The organism is Pseudomonas sp. NPDC087614 (genome assembly GCF_044743485.1).
Classification (GTDB): domain Bacteria; phylum Pseudomonadota; class Gammaproteobacteria; order Pseudomonadales; family Pseudomonadaceae; genus Aquipseudomonas; species Aquipseudomonas baetica_A.
On record NZ_JBIUWN010000016.1, the window covers coordinates 64,141 to 80,826 of the forward strand.

At 61.5% G+C, this 16,686-nt stretch carries 13 protein-coding genes; 12 read left to right on the forward strand and 1 reads right to left on the reverse strand.

Translation table 11 applies throughout. The annotated features are described in order from the left end of the window. Positions 1-5: 5 nt before the first annotated feature. From ACIOWA_RS09155 to ACIOWA_RS09170, 4 genes are all read left to right on the forward strand, one after another. On the forward strand, positions 6-545 hold the full coding sequence (locus tag ACIOWA_RS09155; RefSeq protein ID WP_339430339.1) for a chemotaxis protein CheW: 540 nt from the start codon (positions 6-8) through the stop codon (positions 543-545). Positions 546-686: 141 nt separating this feature from the next. Further along, on the forward strand, positions 687-2,747 hold the full coding sequence (locus tag ACIOWA_RS09160) for a methyl-accepting chemotaxis protein (RefSeq protein ID WP_339430338.1): 2,061 nt from the start codon (positions 687-689) through the stop codon (positions 2,745-2,747). Positions 2,748-2,758: 11 nt separating this feature from the next. After that, a complete protein-coding gene (locus ACIOWA_RS09165; RefSeq protein ID WP_401159370.1) occupies positions 2,759-8,668 on the forward strand; it encodes an Hpt domain-containing protein in 5,910 nt (1,969 codons plus the stop codon). Continuing rightward, positions 8,661-9,131 (forward strand): chemotaxis protein CheW, encoded by a 471-nt coding sequence (locus ACIOWA_RS09170; protein WP_401159372.1) that lies wholly within the window; start codon positions 8,661-8,663, stop codon positions 9,129-9,131. Before ACIOWA_RS09165 ends, ACIOWA_RS09170 begins: the two co-directional genes overlap by 8 nt. Positions 9,132-9,493: 362 nt before the next feature. On the opposite strand, the gene ACIOWA_RS09175 is transcribed toward ACIOWA_RS09170, so the two are convergent. Then, complete coding sequence (locus ACIOWA_RS09175) at positions 9,494-9,838, reverse strand: hypothetical protein (protein WP_401159374.1); 345 nt, start codon at positions 9,836-9,838, stop codon at positions 9,494-9,496. Between the two features lie 387 nt (positions 9,839-10,225). Here ACIOWA_RS09175 and mdcA point away from each other — a divergent pair, with 387 nt between their 5' ends. From mdcA to madL, 8 genes are all read left to right on the forward strand, one after another. Next, positions 10,226-11,896, forward strand: a complete 1,671-nt coding sequence (mdcA, locus tag ACIOWA_RS09180; protein WP_401159376.1) for a malonate decarboxylase subunit alpha — start codon at positions 10,226-10,228, stop codon at positions 11,894-11,896. Then, on the forward strand, positions 11,896-12,768 hold the full coding sequence (locus ACIOWA_RS09185) for a triphosphoribosyl-dephospho-CoA synthase (protein WP_401159378.1): 873 nt from the start codon (positions 11,896-11,898) through the stop codon (positions 12,766-12,768). Before mdcA ends, ACIOWA_RS09185 begins: the two co-directional genes overlap by 1 nt. Continuing rightward, positions 12,768-13,067, forward strand: coding sequence for a malonate decarboxylase subunit delta (locus tag ACIOWA_RS09190; protein WP_401159381.1), 300 nt, complete (start codon positions 12,768-12,770; stop codon positions 13,065-13,067). The genes ACIOWA_RS09185 and ACIOWA_RS09190 overlap by 1 nt, the downstream gene beginning before the upstream one ends. Further along, on the forward strand, positions 13,060-13,911 hold the full coding sequence (locus ACIOWA_RS09195) for a biotin-independent malonate decarboxylase subunit beta (RefSeq protein ID WP_401159383.1): 852 nt from the start codon (positions 13,060-13,062) through the stop codon (positions 13,909-13,911). Before ACIOWA_RS09190 ends, ACIOWA_RS09195 begins: the two co-directional genes overlap by 8 nt. Further along, the gene (mdcE, locus tag ACIOWA_RS09200; RefSeq protein ID WP_339464496.1) at positions 13,908-14,693 is read left to right on the forward strand and encodes a biotin-independent malonate decarboxylase subunit gamma; all 786 of its coding nucleotides are present in this window, start codon (positions 13,908-13,910) and stop codon (positions 14,691-14,693) included. Before ACIOWA_RS09195 ends, mdcE begins: the two co-directional genes overlap by 4 nt. After that, a complete protein-coding gene (locus ACIOWA_RS09205; protein ID WP_401159385.1) occupies positions 14,687-15,307 on the forward strand; it encodes a malonate decarboxylase holo-ACP synthase in 621 nt (206 codons plus the stop codon). Before mdcE ends, ACIOWA_RS09205 begins: the two co-directional genes overlap by 7 nt. Continuing rightward, positions 15,304-16,224, forward strand: a complete 921-nt coding sequence (gene mdcH, locus ACIOWA_RS09210; protein WP_401159387.1) for a malonate decarboxylase subunit epsilon — start codon at positions 15,304-15,306, stop codon at positions 16,222-16,224. The genes ACIOWA_RS09205 and mdcH overlap by 4 nt, the downstream gene beginning before the upstream one ends. Positions 16,225-16,289: 65 nt before the next feature. Beyond that, a complete protein-coding gene (gene madL / locus ACIOWA_RS09215) occupies positions 16,290-16,682 on the forward strand; it encodes a malonate transporter subunit MadL (RefSeq protein ID WP_221732363.1) in 393 nt (130 codons plus the stop codon). Positions 16,683-16,686 lie beyond the last annotated feature (4 nt).

A 16,686-nucleotide genomic window follows, 5' to 3' on the forward strand; every position in this document is an offset into this window, starting at 1 on the left:
CAACCATGAGCGAATCGCTGACCGCGTTCGAACTGCTCTGGCAGATCGACCAGCGCTGCCGCTTGCTGGCGGCGGACCTGCCGTCGCAACCGGCGCGCCAGGATCGCTGGAGCGGCATCGGCTTTCGCCTCGGCGAGCACTGGTATGTGGCGCCGATGGGCGAAGTCAGCGAAGTGCTGCATGAACCGCGTTTCACTCAGTTGCCCGGGGTCAAACCGTGGGTCAAGGGAGTCGCTAACCTGCGTGGGCGGTTGCTGCCGATCATGGATCTGTGCGGTTTTTTCGGTCATGAATTGTCGCCACTGCGTAAACAGCGGCGGGTATTGGTGGTGGAGCATGGCGAGGTGTTTGCCGGGCTGATGGTCGATGAAGTCTTTGGCTTGCAGCACTTCGATCAGGACAGCTTCGAGCCCATTTCGATCAGTAAACGGCAGGGTTCCAAGGCCGAGTTCGTCAAAGGGTATTTCCGCCGTGAGCAGAACTGGCGGGTGTTCAGCCTGTTTGCGCTGGCACAATCCCCGGTGTTCATGAGCGTCGCAATTTAGTCGAAACACCACAAATCCCATGTGAGAGCGGGCTTGCTCGCAAATACGGTCTGACATTCAATTCGATGCTGGCTGACCCACCGCATTCGCGAGCAAGCCCGCTGCCACATTGAATGCGGCAGGTTTCATAGGCGAGGACCGATGACAAAAGCAAACACAGGCAAGTCGGCGGAAGGATCGCGCAGTCGCTCGCAGATCGTCGTGCTGTTCATCGCACTGATCGTGTTCATCATGCTGCTGTTCGCCAACTTCGCCTACCTCAACACCCAGGCGAACCACGACAAACAGTACATCGGCCACGCCGGGGAACTGCGCGTGCTCTCGCAACGCATCGCCAAGAACGCCACCGAAGCCGCTGCCGGCAAAGCGGCTGCGTTCAAGTTGCTCAGTGATGCGCGCAATGATTTCGCCCAGCGTTGGGGGTATCTGAAAAAGGGTGACCCGGCCACCGGCCTGCCGGCCGCGCCGTCTACCGTGCGCCCGGAAATGCGCGCCGTGCAACTGGACTGGGAGCGCCTGCTGAAAAACACCGACGCCATCCTCTCCAGCGAACAGACCGTACTGTCCCTGCATCAGGTCGCCGCGACCCTGGCCGAAACCGTGCCGCAGTTGCAGATCGAATACGAAAAAGTCGTCGAGATTCTCCTTCAGCGCGGCGCTCCGGCCGCCCAAGTGGCGATGGCTCAGCGCCAATCGCTGCTGGCCGAACGCATCCTCGGCGCGGTCAACACGGTGCTGGCCGGTGATGAAAACTCCCAACAAGCCGCCGACGCCTTTGGCCGCGACGCCACCCGTTTCGGCCAGGTACTCAACGGCATGCTTCAGGGCAACCCGACGCTGAAAATCAGCCAGGTCGAAGACCGCGACGCTCGTGCGCGCTTGAGTGATATTTCCGAGCTGTTCCAGTTCGTCTCCGGCTCCGTGGATGAAATCCTCGAAACCTCGCCGGAGCTGTTCAAGGTTCGCGAGTCGGCCAGCAACATCTTCAACCTGTCGCAAACCCTGCTCGACGAAGCTTCGCACCTGGCCAACGGTTTCGAAAACCTGGCGGGCGGGCGCAACACCGACACCATCGGTGGCTACGTGCTGGGCTTGCTGGCGCTGGCCTCGATCATCCTTATAGGCCTGGTGATGGTGCGGGAAACCAATCGCCAACTGCGCGAGACTGCCGAGAAAAACGAGCGCAACCAGAACGCGATCATGCGTCTGCTCGACGAAATCGAAGACCTCGCCGACGGCGACCTGACCGTGACCGCCTCGGTCACCGAAGACTTCACCGGGACCATCGCCGACTCGATCAACTATTCCGTCGACCAACTGCGTGATCTGGTCGCCACCATCAACCTCACCGCCGGCCAGGTCGCCGCTGCAGTGCAGGAAACCCAGGCCACCGCCATGCATTTGGCGCAGGCCTCCGAGCATCAGGCCCAGCAGATTTCCGAAGCCTCGAGCGCGATCAGCGACATGGCCGAGTCCATCGATCAGGTCTCGGCCAACGCCGCTGAATCCTCGGCGGTGGCCGAGCGCTCGGTAGAGATCGCCAACAAGGGCAACGAGGTGGTGCACAACACCATCCACGGCATGGACAACATTCGCGAGCAGATTCAAGACACCGCCAAACGCATCAAACGCTTGGGTGAGTCTTCCCAAGAAATCGGCGATATCGTCAGCCTGATCGACGACATTGCCGATCAGACCAACATTCTGGCCCTCAACGCTGCGATTCAGGCGTCGATGGCCGGTGATGCCGGACGCGGTTTTGCCGTGGTGGCCGACGAAGTGCAGCGGCTGGCCGAGCGCTCGTCCGCCGCCACCCGGCAAATCGAAACCCTGGTGCGGGCGATCCAGACGGACACCAACGAAGCGGTGATCTCGATGGAGCAGACCACCACCGAAGTGGTGCGCGGCGCACGGCTGGCGCAGGATGCCGGTGTGGCCCTGGAAGAAATCGAAGGCGTGTCCAAGACGCTCGCGGCGCTGATTCAGAGCATCTCCAATGCGGCGCAGCAGCAGACGTCGTCGGCTGGGCAGATCTCGCTGACGATGAACGTGATCCAGCAGATCACCTCGCAGACGTCGTCCGGTTCCACGGCCACCGCCGAGAGCATCGGCAACCTGGCAAAAATGGCCAGTCAGTTGCGCCGCTCGGTGTCCGGCTTCACCTTGCCGGCGGCCTCCGCGTCGGCGACGGATAAAGTGTGATTGGAGCTGCCATGGGTGATCGCCACGACTATGTGGCCCTCGAGTGGGTCAAAGGCGAAATTGCCGAAACGCTGAAACAGGCGCATCGGGCCATTGAAACCGTGCTCGATGATCCGCAGGCGACGCCTGGACTGGACGAGTGCCTGGATTACATCCATCAGGTCCACGGCAGCCTGCAAATGGTCGAGTTCTATGGCGCGGCACTGCTGGCCGAAGAAATGGAGCAACTGGTCGAAGCCCTGCAACACGAGCGCGTCAGTCATCGCGACGAAGCCCTGCACCTGTTGCTGCAAGCCCTTGGGCAATTGCCGATCTACCTTGATCGCGTGCAGAACGCTCGGCGCGATCTGCCGTTGGTGGTGCTGCCGCTGCTCAACGATTTGCGCAGTGCCCGGGGCGAAAGCCTGCTTTCGGAAACCAGCCTGTTCAGCCCACAACTGCCCGAACTGCCGCCCCTGAGCGCAGAAGCGCTGGCATTGCTGGCGCCGGCAGAACTGCCAAACATGCTGCGCAAATGGCGCCAGATGCTGCAAATGGCCTTGGTCGGTTTGCTGCGCGAGCAGGACGATCAGACGCATCTCGATTATCTGGCGAAGGTCTTCACCCGCCTCGAAGCCTTGAGCGGCGATGCACCGTTGAGCCCCTTGTGGCAGGTGACATCAGCCTTGGTCGAAGGCATGCGCCAAGGCGAGATCGCCAACAGCCCGGCGCTGCGCAGCCTGCTCAAGGACGCTGACAAGGAACTCAAACGTCTGCTCGAACAGGGCATGGCCGGCCTCAACCAGCCGCCACCGCCGGAGCTGCTCAAAAGCCTGTTGTTCTATATTGCCAAAGCCGAACATCCCACCGGGCAGATGCTGACCATGAAAGATCACTACTCCCTGGACGACGCGTTGCCCGACAGCGCGATGGTCGACGAAGAGCGCACGCGCCTGGCCGGCCCCGACCGCGACGCGATGCGCTCGGTGCTGGCGGCGTTGTGTGAAGAGCTGGTGCGGGTCAAGGAGCGCCTGGACCTGTTCGTGCGCAGCGACCGTCAGCACATCTCGGACCTGGAAGCCCTGCTGGCACCACTGCGGCAGATCGCCGACACCCTCGCGGTGCTCGGTTTCGGCCAGCCGCGCAAAGTCATCATCGATCAACTGGCGGTGGTGCTCAGCCTCGCTCAAGGCCAGCGCGAGCCGAACGACGCCATCCTGATGGACGTGGCCGGGGCGCTGCTGTATGTCGAAGCCACGCTGGCCGGCATGGTCGGGACCGTCGAGCCGCAAAGCCCGGAAGATTCGCGTCTGCCGACCACCGACCTGACGCAGATCCACCAGATCGTGATCAAGGAAGCGCGCATCTGCCTGCAACAGGCCAAGGACATGATCGTCGACTACATCGACGCCGACTGGGATCGCCAGCATCTGCTGCCGCTGCCGGCGCTGCTGACCCAGGTGCGCGGTGCGCTGGCGGTGATTGCGCTCGGTCGCGCGGCCAAACTGGTCGAGGCCTGCAATGGTTTCATCCGCGAACACCTGCTACTTGATTCGCACGAACCAGGCTGGCAGCAACTGGACAACCTCGCCGACGTCATCACCAGTCTTGAGTATTACCTTGAGCGTTTGAGCGATGACCCACTGGCGCCGAGCGAGCAACTGCTGGACGTCGCGCAAAAGTCCCTCGCCAGCCTCGGTTTCTTTCCCGACGAGCAGCCCAACGAACAGCATGTGCCGGTGCTCGAGGATGTGCTCAGCCCCAGCGAAGCGCTGGTGATGCAAGACATGCAGGCGCTCGACGACCCGCACATCGTCCAGTCGCTGGCGGATGTGCTGGCCAGCCCGGTGTCGGCGGTCAACCCGCCGGCACTGATCACCCCCGGCAGCCTGATGCCGCCGCCGGCGGATGAAGAACCGGTCGACGATGAACTGCGCGAAGTGTTCCTCGAAGAGACCGACGAAGTCCTTGAAGTCCTCCACGAGTACTTACCGCGCTGGACGGCCCATCCGCAGGATCGCGCCGCGCTGAGCGAACTGCGCCGTGCCTTCCATACCCTCAAGGGCAGTGGGCGGATGGTGCGTGCGTTGATCCTTGGGGAACTGGCGTGGGCGGTGGAAAACCTGCTCAATCGCGTGCTGGAACAAAGCGTCGAACCCGGTTCGGTGGTGCAGCAACTGCTGGGCGACACCGTGCTATTGCTGCCGGAACTGATCAGCGAGTTCGCCACCCACCGTCAACGCCAGCGCAGCGATGTCGATCAACTCGCCGCCCGCGCCCACGCCCTGGCCAAGGGGGACGAACCGCTGGCCGCCGAAGACACCGATGACGTCGCGGCACTCGACCCCTTGTTGCTGGAGATCTTTCGCAACGAGGCCGAAAACCATCTCGTCAGCCTCAATCGTTTCCTCGATCAAGCCGCCGAACACGTGCCGCTGCAAGCCAGCGACGAGTTGCAACGTGCGTTGCACACCCTCAAGGGCAGTGCATCGATGGCCGGGGTCTCGCCGATTGCCGAACTGGCCGCCCCGCTCGATAAACTCGCTCGCGAATTCAAGGCCCATCAACTGGCGCTGGACCTTGATGAGGTGGAATTGCTGCTTGAAGCCGAAGGTCTGTTTCGGGTCGGCCTGCGTCAACTCAAGCACGATCCGCTGGCACCGATTGTCGGTGCTCAGTCGCTGATCAAACGCACGGAAACACTGCTCGCCGAACGTCTGGAATCGATCCTCAATGCGCTGAACACCGGCTTGCGCGTCAAGCGCGACCCGCAACTGATCAACAATTTCCTCGCCCAGGGCATGGACATCCTGCTCGACGCCGAAAGCCTCTTGCAGCGCTGGCAGCAGCACCCCGGCGAACGTCAGGAACTCAGCGCGTTGCTGGACGAACTGACCACCCTCGGCGAAGGTGCGCACCTGGCGGATCTGCTGCCGGTCGACGTCTTGTGCGAAGCCTTGCTCGACCTTTATGGGGCCGTCGAAGAAAGCAGCCTGGCGGTCAGCGACAGGTTTTTTCAGGAAGCGCAGAACGCCCACGAAGCGCTGATCAACATGCTCGACGAACTGGCCGCCGGTCAGGAAGTCACGCCGCAGCCTGAGCGGATTCGTGCCTTGCATGACCTGCTCGATGAGAGTCTTGACCCGTCGTCCATGGGCTTGATCCGCAGCGATGGCAGCCGCAGCCTGAGCATCCGCGAGCTGGGTGCGGCGACGGCCGAACTGTCACAAACCGCTGCGTCTGCTGCGCCGGCTGACGAGATTGTCGAGATCTTCCTCGAAGAGGCGGTGGACATTCTCGACAGTTCCGGCCAGGCCTTGCAGCGCTGGTTGAAAGACCCTGACAACACCGCGCCGCTGTCGTCCCTGCAACGCGATCTGCACACCCTCAAGGGCGGTGCGCGGATGGCTGAGGTCGAGGCCATCGGCGATCTGGCTCAGGAACTGGAAAGCCTTTATGAAGGGCTGCTCGATCGGCGCTACAGCCATAACCAAGCCTTGGAGCGCTTGCTGCACAAGAGCCATGACCGGTTGGCTCAGTTGCTTGATCAGTTGCAAAACCATCAGCCGCTGACCCCGGCGCAGGATCTGATTGAAACCATTCGAAAGCTGCGCCAGGGGCAGACGCTGGGCGAAACACAGCCGCCGACGGTGGATCCCGACAGCGCCGGGCACGATCCGGAACTGCTGGAAATCTTCCTCGAAGAAGGTTTCGACATCATCGAAAACTCCGGCGCTGCGCTGCTGCGCTGGCAAGCCGAGCCGGGCAATCGCCAGGAAGTCGAAACCCTGCTGCGCGATCTGCACACCCTCAAGGGCGGCGCGCGGATGGTCGAGATCGGCCCCATCGGCGACCTCGCTCATGAGCTGGAGTACCTCTACGAAAGCGTCTCGGCGGCCACGCTGCCAACCTCGGCCGAGCTGTTCGCCCTGGTGCAGCGCGGCCATGACCGACTGGCGCAAATGCTCGATGCCGTGCGCGCCGGGCAACCGTGCCCGCCGGCGGATCGGTTGATCAATGCGATCCAGAATTTCAGTCACCCGGCGAGCCTCGACACGCCGCCGCTGTTGCCTGTGCCGGTAAAAACCGAAACCACTGCGACCGCCCCGGACGCCGGTGCGGACATGGTCAAGGTCTCCGCCGAACTGCTCGACGATCTGGTCAACCTGGCCGGGGAAACCTCGATTTTCCGGGGCCGCATCGAACAGCAAGTCAACGACGCGCAAGTGGCGCTCAACGAGATGGAAACCACCATCGAGCGCATGCGCGATCAATTACGCCGCCTCGACACCGAAACCCAGGGACGTATCCTCAGCCGTCAGCAAGTGGACGCCGAACGCCTCGGTTACGAAGAATTCGATCCGCTGGAAATGGACCGTCACTCGCAGTTGCAGCAACTGTCGCGGGCCCTGTTCGAATCCGCCTCCGACCTGCTCGATCTCAAGGAAACGCTGGATCGACGCAATCAGGACGCCGAAAACCTGCTGCAGCAGCAAGGGCGGATCAACACCGAATTGCAGGAAGGCCTGATGCGCTCGCGCATGGTGCCGTTCGAACGGATGTTGCCGCGCCTCAAACGCATCGTCCGCCAGGTCGCCGAAGAGCTGAACAAAGATGTCGCGTTCGTCGTTGGCAATGCCGAAGGCGAGATGGATCGCAACGTGCTTGAGCGCATGGCCGCACCGCTGGAACACATGCTGCGCAACGCCGTTGACCACGGGCTGGAAACCGCCGAAGTACGGTTGGCGGCGGGCAAACCTGCGCAAGGACAGATCCGCCTCGACCTGTCCCGCGAGGGCGGCGACATCATTTTCGACATCCGCGACGACGGCGCCGGGGTGCCGCTGGACGCTGTGCGCCGCAAAGCGATCAAGCGCGGCATGCTCGCCGCGCAGGCCGAGATCAGCGACCGCGACGTGCTGCAATTCATCCTCCAGCCGGGGTTTTCCACCGCCGAAAAAATCACCCAGATTTCCGGGCGCGGTGTCGGCATGGATGTGGTTCACGAAGAGGTCCGGCAACTGGGCGGCAGCATGAGCATCGATTCGGTACCGGGGCAGGGCGTGCATTTTCGCATTCGCCTGCCGTTCACCGTGTCGGTCAATCGTGCGCTGATGGTGCAGTGCTTTGAAGACCAGTACGCGATACCGCTGAACACCATTGAAGGCATTGTTCGGGTATTGCCCAATGATCTGGAGGGGCATTTGCGCCAGGATCCGCCGAGCTACCAATACGCCGGGCAACGCTATGAGTTGTGTTATTTGGGCGAGCTGCTGAAAACCGCGCCGCGCCCCAAACTGATTGGCCAGAGCCTGCCGTTGCCGGTGCTGCTGGTGCAGTGCAACGACCGTCACGTCGCCGTGCAGGTCGACGCCATGGCGGGCACCCGCGAGATTGTGGTCAAGAGTCTTGGCCCACAGTTTGCGGCAGTGCAGGGCGTGTCTGGCGCAACCATTCTCGGTGATGGCCGGGTGGTGCTGATTCTTGATTTGCTGGCGCCGATCCGGGCGATGCAGGCGCGCGTTGCGCAGCATCCGACGCTGCCGGACATCGACAGCGAACCGCACAAGCCGCTGCTGGTGATGGTGGTCGACGACTCGGTCACCGTGCGCAAGGTCACCAGCCGTTTGCTCGAACGTCACGGCATGAATGTGCTGACCGCCAAGGACGGGGTCGATGCCATGTTGCTGCTGGAAGAACACATGCCCGACCTGATGCTGCTCGACATCGAAATGCCGCGCATGGACGGCTTCGAAGTCGCCACCCAAGTGCGCCACGACGAACGCCTGCAACACCTGCCGATCATCATGATCACCTCGCGCACCGGGCAGAAACACCGCGATCGCGCCATGGCCATCGGCGTCAATGACTACCTCGGCAAGCCGTATCAGGAGTCGGTGCTGCTCGAGAGCATTGCCCACTGGAGCAAGAAACATGCATGAGCGCCGGTACAATGCGCGTAACAGCCAACTCACCGGCCTGCTGCTGCCGCTGGCCGATCGCAACCTGATCCTGCCTAACGTCGCTGTCGCGGAGTTGATTGACTACCAGGCCAGCGCGTTCGATCTGGACACGCCGCCGTGGTATCTGGGGCGCGTGAAGTGGCGCGAGCGGCAGATTCCGCTGCTGAGTTTTGAATCGGCGTGCGGGCAGAAAATCGTCATTGGCGAGCGCGCGCGGATCGTGATTTTGAATGCGCTGGGCGGGTTGCCGGAGTTGAAGTTCATTGCGCTGCTGGTGCAGGGGATTCCGCGGTCGTACAAGCTCGACAGTCAGTTGAGCTATGTCGATGTGCCGTTGTGTGAATTGGAGCAGGCGGCGGTGCAGGTCGGGGAGCAGGTGGCGAAGGTGCCGGATTTGTTGGGGTTGGAGAAGTTGTTGGTGGATGCGGGTCTCGTTGACTGATCCAAGATTTGCGGTGACCAGACTGGACTCTTCGCGAGCAAGCCCGCTCCCACAGTAGGTTTATGTCGTACACAAAATCTGCGTTCTCTGAAGATCTCCTGTGGCGAGCTTGCTCGCGAAGGCGTCAGTTGCATTTACCAAATTCCTAGATGGTGGCCCACAGATTGACCCAGTATTACTCGATGATTTGCCGACCTTGATGACCATTTTCGCGTAGAGCGTTAGAACGATTATCGGCAGACGGATCGAGCCTCTACGGTGACTTTGCGGACGAATAACCCGCTGATACTTGGTTGTGGCGTGCTCTAACTGAATGTGCGCAGCGGGCCATGTCGGATTTTGGTGAAGTAAAAATTTCAGGCTTACTGGCACGACTTGTAGGTAAGTTTGCCGTTACAGTTATTCAAGCCCTCGTTAAGAATGGTTTGTACCGAAACGCTTTCTTTGTTGTGTACTGAAATAGTGACTTCTTTAGCGTTCATATTATTCGGGATGTTGGAGTTCATGCCTATGCCGCGGCAGTCAGCTTCTATTGCGCAAACAGCAGCCCCTCCTGCGTAATATTTCGTAAGTGTTGATAGCGTGCATGTCTGGGCAGCACTTGTGGCATCCCACAATTGTTTACATCCTGGATCGATCTCTGCAAATGCGGTATTGGTGCCAGTCACCGATATTGTCGCCATAATTAACATCTCAAATTTTGTCATTTTAATAACTCCATTTTAATTACTTGGATTCTGCTTCTGAGCAACCTGCTACAGCAGCATCATTACCTTTTTAAGCAGGTGGGCCAACTGTCATAAATGACAGGTTCTAATAATAAAAAGAGATAAAAAGGCTCAAAAATATATGATCTGGATTGCGACTTTGGACCGGTCTCAGGTAATCACTTACATATGTTTGGGTATTATTCTAAAAGACCTGGATGTGCCGAGGTGATCAAGTCATCAGCACATTAGAGCTTTCGTCGTGCTGAGTACTGCGCCGAGATTCAACCGTTACTTTGAGCGTAACGATTCACCACCGTGCTTGATTGATGCCCCCACCCCACACACCTACCTTAGCTCCACGACAGCGAACCCCGTGGAGTGAGCATGACAACAACAATAAACCCCGACTCGCGCTGGACGCGGCGGCGCGATGAAAAGCGGCGTCGTCTCGACAAGGTGCGCGGGATGGCCGATGGTGCGGTGTTGCCCACCGACAAAATCGTCGCCGCGCTCGAAGCGTTGATTCATCCCGGCGACCGCGTGGTGCTGGAGGGCAATAACCAGAAGCAGGCGGATTTCCTTTCCCGTTCCCTGGCCAAGGCTGATCCGCAAAAGCTCCACGACCTGCACATGATCATGCCAAGCGTCGGCCGCTCCGAGCATCTTGATCTGTTTGAGCGCGGCATCGCCCGCAAGCTCGATTTCTCCTTCGCCGGCACGCAGAGTCTGCGCATCAGCCAGTTGCTCGAAGACGGCTTACTGGAAATCGGCGCGATCCACACTTACATCGAGCTCTACGCCCGGCTGGTGGTGGATCTGATCCCCAATGTCGTGCTCTCGGCCGGGTTCATGGCCGACCGCGCCGGCAACATCTACACCGGCCCCAGCACCGAAGACACCCCAGCGTTGATCGAACCCGCCGCGTTCAGCGACGGCATCGTCATCGTCCAGGTCAACCAGTTGGTCGACGACGTCAGCGAACTCCCGCGTGTGGACATCCCCGCCTCATGGGTCGACTTCGTCGTAGTGGCCGACAAGCCGTTCTACATCGAACCGCTATTCACCCGCGACCCACGCCATATCAAGCCTGTGCATGTGTTGATGGCGATGATGGCGATCCGTGGCATCTACGAAAAACACAACGTGCAGTCGCTCAATCACGGCATCGGTTTCAACACCGCCGCCATCGAGTTGATCCTGCCGACCTACGGCGAATCCCTCGGCCTCAAAGGCAAGATCTGCCGCAACTGGACGCTCAACCCGCACCCGACGCTGATCCCGGCGATTGAAAGCGGCTGGGTCGAAAGCGTGCATTGCTTCGGCACCGAACTGGGCATGGAAAACTATATCGCCGCGCGACCAGACGTGTTTTTCACCGGCCGCGACGGCTCGCTGCGTTCCAACCGGATGTTCTGCCAACTGGCCGGGCAGTACGCGGTGGATCTGTTTATCGGCGCGACGTTGCAGGTCGATGGCGATGGTCATTCTTCGACAGTGACCCGTGGTCGCCTCGCCGGTTTCGGCGGTGCGCCGAACATGGGCCACGACCCGCGTGGTCGCCGTCACGGCACCCCGGCGTGGCTGGACATGCGCCACGACGATTCGCAGCAACCGATGCTCGAACGCGGCAAGAAACTCGTGGTGCAAATGGTCGAGACCTTCCAGGAGGGCGGCAAACCGACCTTCGTCGAAACCCTCGACGCGGTGGAGGTGGCGAAAAAAAGCGGCATGCCACTGGCGCCGATCATGATCTACGGCGACGACGTCACCCACCTGCTCACCGAAGAAGGCATCGCCTACCTGTACAAGGCGCGTTCGCTGGAAGAGCGCCAAGCGATGATCGCTGCGGTCGCAGGCGTCACCGCCATCGGCCTGCGCCACAACCCCAAAGACACCGAACGCATGCGCCGCGAAGGCCTGATCGCCTTGCCCGAAGACCTCGGCATCCGCCGCACTGACGCCACCCGCGAATTGCTCGCGGCGAAAAGCGTGGCCGATCTGGTCGAGTGGTCCGGCGGCCTCTACAACCCGCCCGCCAAGTTCAGGAGCTGGTAATGCACGCACTCAACCTGCAAGCGAAACCGCTTTCTCTGGCTGATCGATTGGCTGATCTGGCGGTGGATGCACTGATCGACGAAGCCGATCTGTCGCCGAAACCGGCGCTGGTCGACCGTCGTGGCAATGGCGCGCACACCGATCTGCACCTGGGCCTGATGCACGCGTCGGCGCTGTCGTTGTGGCCGGCGTTCAAGGAGATGGCTGAGGCCGCCATTGAGATTGGCGAGATCAATCCGACGTTGCGTGAAAGCATTGGCCGCATCGGCCGTGAAGGCGAGCAAGCCATGCTCGCCACCACCCACGGCGTGAACACCCATCGCGGCGCGATCTGGGCCTTGGGCCTGATCGTCACGGCGGCTGCACTGGAAACGAGATCCAGCAGCGCCAGTGCTATCTCTGTGCGCGCCGCACGTCTGGCGTTGCTCGACGACCGCTACGCACCGCGCCCGCTCAGCCACGGCGCGCAAGTCGCGTTGCGCTACGGCGCCCGCGGTGCCCGCGAAGAAGCGCAACTCGGCTTCCCGGCCGTGCTGCAACGTGGCCTGCCGCAACTGAAAAAAAGCCGCGCCCATGGCCACGGCGAACAGAACGCCCGACTCGACGCCTTGCTCGCGATCATGACCGACCTGGCCGACACCTGCGTGCTCTATCGCGCCGGCGAACAAGGCCTGCAAACCATGCAACAGGGTGCGCAGGCGGTGCTCGACGCCGGAGGCAGCTCCAGCCTCAACGGTCGCCGTTGCCTGCACGAACTGGATCAACAACTCATCGCATTGAATGCCTCGCCCGGTGGCGCCGCCGACTTGCTCGCCGCCACGCTGTTGCTCGACCGTATCGAGCACGACGGCATCTTTCAGGGAGCGTTTTGATGGAAACCCTATCGTTTGAATTCCCCGCCGGGCAGCCGCCACGCGGGCGTGCGCTGGTCGGTTGTGTCGGCTCGGGTGATCTGGAAGTGCTGATCGAACCGGGGTTGGCCGGCAAGCTGACGATCAATGTGCAGACGTCGGTCAACGGCGCACAGCTGCGCTGGCAACATCTGTTTGCGCGCATGTTCGACGGCACTATACCGCCAGCCATGGCCATCGATATCCACGATTTCGGCGCAACACCGGGTGTGGTGCGCTTGCGTCTGGAACAAGGTTTCGAGGAGATCGGCCATGACTGACAGCGCAGCGCTTCTCAACAAACACAGCTTCGTCGAGCTCGGCGCGCGGCAACGGACGAAAGCCTTGCTCGACGCCGGCACCTTTCGCGAATTGCTCGACCCGTTTCAACGCGTCATGTCGCCGTGGCTCGAACGCCAAGGCGTGGTGCCGCAGGCCGACGACGGCGTGGTGATCGCCAAGGGCAACCTCGACGGTTTGCCGGTGGTGATTGCCGCCATCGAAGGCGCTTTCCAGGGCGGCAGCCTTGGCGAAGTCGGCGGGGCAAAGATCGCTGGCGCGCTGGAACTGGCCGCCGAAGACAACCGCAAAGGCCTCCCGACCCGCGCCATCCTGCTGCTGGAAACCGGCGGCGTACGCTTGCAGGAAGCCAATCTCGGCTTGGCGGCGATTGCCGACATTCACGCGGCGATTGTCGATTTGCAGCAGTACCAACCGGTGGTGGGCGTGGTGGCGGGCAGCGTCGGCTGCTTCGGCGGCATGTCGATTGCGGCTGCGCTGTGCAGCTATTTGCTGGTGACTCAGGAAGCGCGCCTTGGTTTGAACGGCCCGCAAGTGATCGAACAGGAAGCCGGGATCGAAGAATACGATTCCCGCGACCGGCCGTTTATCTGGAGCCTGACCGGGGGCGAGCAACGCTTTGCCAGTGGTCTGGTGGATCGCTATGTCGGCGATGATGTGGCGCAGATTCGTCAGCAGGTCGGCGAGTTGTTGCAGCAAGGCTTGACGGCGCAACCGCGCAGCCAAAAGGCCGAGTGGTTCCTGCAACGTCTGGCGAGCCTGGACACTGACACGCAAATCGAGCCTTCGGTGGTTCGCGATCTGTATCAAGGAGAGCGCTCATGAGTGGTTATTCATTGCGCGGTTTGAACTGGTTCAACGCCTTGTGCGCCGGTGCGAAAACCGTCGAAGGTTTGCCGGCGTCACTGCGGGTGGCGGACACGGCGCTCGGTCGCTTGCTGGCCGTGGTCGCTGACCCGGACAACCGTTTCCCTCGCGCTCGCGATGGCGAAGTCGGCTTGCTGGAAGGCTGGGGTCTGGCCAAGGCTGTCGATGACGCGATCAGCGCCGACCGTGAGCAAACGCACAAGCGTGCGTTGATCGCCATCGTCGATGTGCCGAGCCAGGCTTACGGTCGTCGCGAGGAAGCCCTCGGCATTCATCAAGCGTTGGCCGGTGCGGCAGACAGCTATGCCCGCGCACGTTTGGCCGGGCACCCGGTGATTGCATTGCTGGTGGGCAAAGCCATGTCCGGTGCGTTTCTGGCCCATGGTTATCAGGCCAACCGTTTGATCGCCCTGCGTGATCCCGGGGTGATGGTGCATGCGATGGGCAAAGCCTCGGCGGCGCGGGTGACCTTGCGCAGCGTCGAAGAACTCGAAGCATTGGCCGCCAGTGTGCCGCCGATGGCCTATGACATCGACAGCTACGCCAGCCTCGGATTGCTCTGGGAAACCCTGTCGGTGCAACAGATCGAACAGCCGACAGCGCAGGATCTGGCGCGGGTCACTGAGTGCCTGACCCACGCCATCAGCGATATCTCCAACACGGGGCTGAGCAATCGTCTGGGCGCGAAGAATCGTGCCGCGTCCAGCCGCGTGCGGGAACTGTTGAGGGCGCAGTGGTGAACACACCTCTGGCCCACGATCTGCTCTGGGGCATGACCCCGTCGCAATTGCCCGCGGATGCGCCGGGTTGGGCTATCGAGTCGCTCAGCGCCGGGCAACCGGTGGTGGTGCGCCGGGCCTTGAGCGCTGAGGGTTTTGTCGCGGTGGGTGTGCGCGGTGTCTCGCGTGAGCAGCGCTTGGCGGCGTTCATGGCGGTCGATTCGATGGTCTGTCGGGTCAGCCCCGAGGCGCTGAGTCATGTCGACAGTGAGCGTGATCTGCCCGTCATGCGCGCCCTCAAGCAGTTGCGCCCGATGCTCGATGACTGCGGTTGGGTCTGGGGTGTCAGCGGCAGTGCCGGGTTTGAACTGGCCAGCGGCTTTGCCGCGATGCACGAGGGCAGCGATCTCGATTTGATCCTGCGCACACCGCACCTGATTACCCGTAATCAGGCACGCAAACTGGTGGCGCTTTTCGATCAATCCTCATGCCGGGTCGATATGCAATTGCAGACGCCGTTCGGCGCGGTGGCGCTGCGTGAGTGGGCGGGCGCTTCGGCTCATGTGCTGCTGAAAAACGCGCATCAGGCCTGCCTGGTTTCTGATCCATGGAATCCGCAGGAGCAGGCGGCGTGAGCAGTTTGCTGGTGTTTCCCGGCCAGGGCGCGCAACAACCGGGCATGCTCCAGCGTTTGCCTGGGGAGACGCTGACCGAGGCCAGCGACGTGCTCGGCGAGGATGTGTTGTTGCTCGATTCTGCCGACGCGTTGCGCCGCACAAGGGCGGTTCAACTGTGCCTGCTGATCGCCGGGGTCGCGGCGTCGCGGCAGTTGCTGCGTGAAAGCCTCACGGCCGATTACGTCGCCGGTCTGTCCATCGGTGCTTACCCGGCAGCCGTGGTGGCGGGGGCTTTGCGCTTCAGCGATGCGTTGCATCTGGTCAGCCTGCGCGGTGAGTTGATGCAGCAGGCTTATCCACAGGGCTTTGGCATGACCGCGATCATCGGTCTGCAATTATCCACAGTCGAAACGTTGCTGGCGCAGGTTCACGGCGAGGAGTCGCCGGTTTATCTGGCCAACATCAATGCCGATAACCAGGTGGTCATTGCCGGCAGTGATGAGGCGATGCACGCGGTCGCTGAATTGGCGCGCAGCCGTGGCGCAGGACTGGCGAAACGGTTGGCGGTGAGCGTGCCGTCGCATTGTCCGTTGCTGGATGAGCCCGCGCAGAGACTGGCAGAGGCCTTCGCCAGCGTTGAGCTGAAAAACCCGAAAATCGCCTACCTGAGCGGCAGTCGCGCTCGACCGGTGGTCAAGGTCCAAGCCTTGCGTGACGACCTCGCGTTCAACATGTGCCGCGTGGTGGATTGGCGCGGCACCGTACAAAGCGCTTACGAACGCGGCGTGCGGCTACAGATCGAACTGCCGCCCGGTGCGGTGCTGACCGGGCTGGCGCGCCGGGTGTTTGAGCAGGGCACGGTCACTGCGTTTGACAGTGCTCGCCTGGACACCTTGCAGGCGCTGTTGCGTGAGGAGGGAAGCCGCCAACTCTAAGACCGCCGACTCAAGCTTCGAACAACAAAAACAACATTCGACGATGCAATTTGAGGACTACAACAATGATTATTTACGGTGTGGCGTTTCTGGCGTTTTGTACCCTGGCGGGTATCTGGATCGGTGAAATGCTGGGCAAGTTGATCGGCGTGCCGGCCAACGTCGGCGGCGTCGGTATTGCGATGCTGCTGTTGATCGGTCTGGGCAGTTACCTCAACAAATCCGGTTGGTTCAAGGGCAAGACCGAGCAGGGTGTGGAGTTCTGGAGCGCGATCTACATTCCGATCGTGGTGGCGATGGCGGCCCAGCAAAATGTTTATGGCGCGCTGAAGGGCGGGCCGATGGCGATTCTGGCGGGAACGCTGGCGGTGGTCATTGCCTTTGCCATGGTGCCCGTGCTGGTACGCCTTGGTAACAAGGAACCGGCCGCCGTCATTCCACCCAAGACTGTGGGGTAAGCGC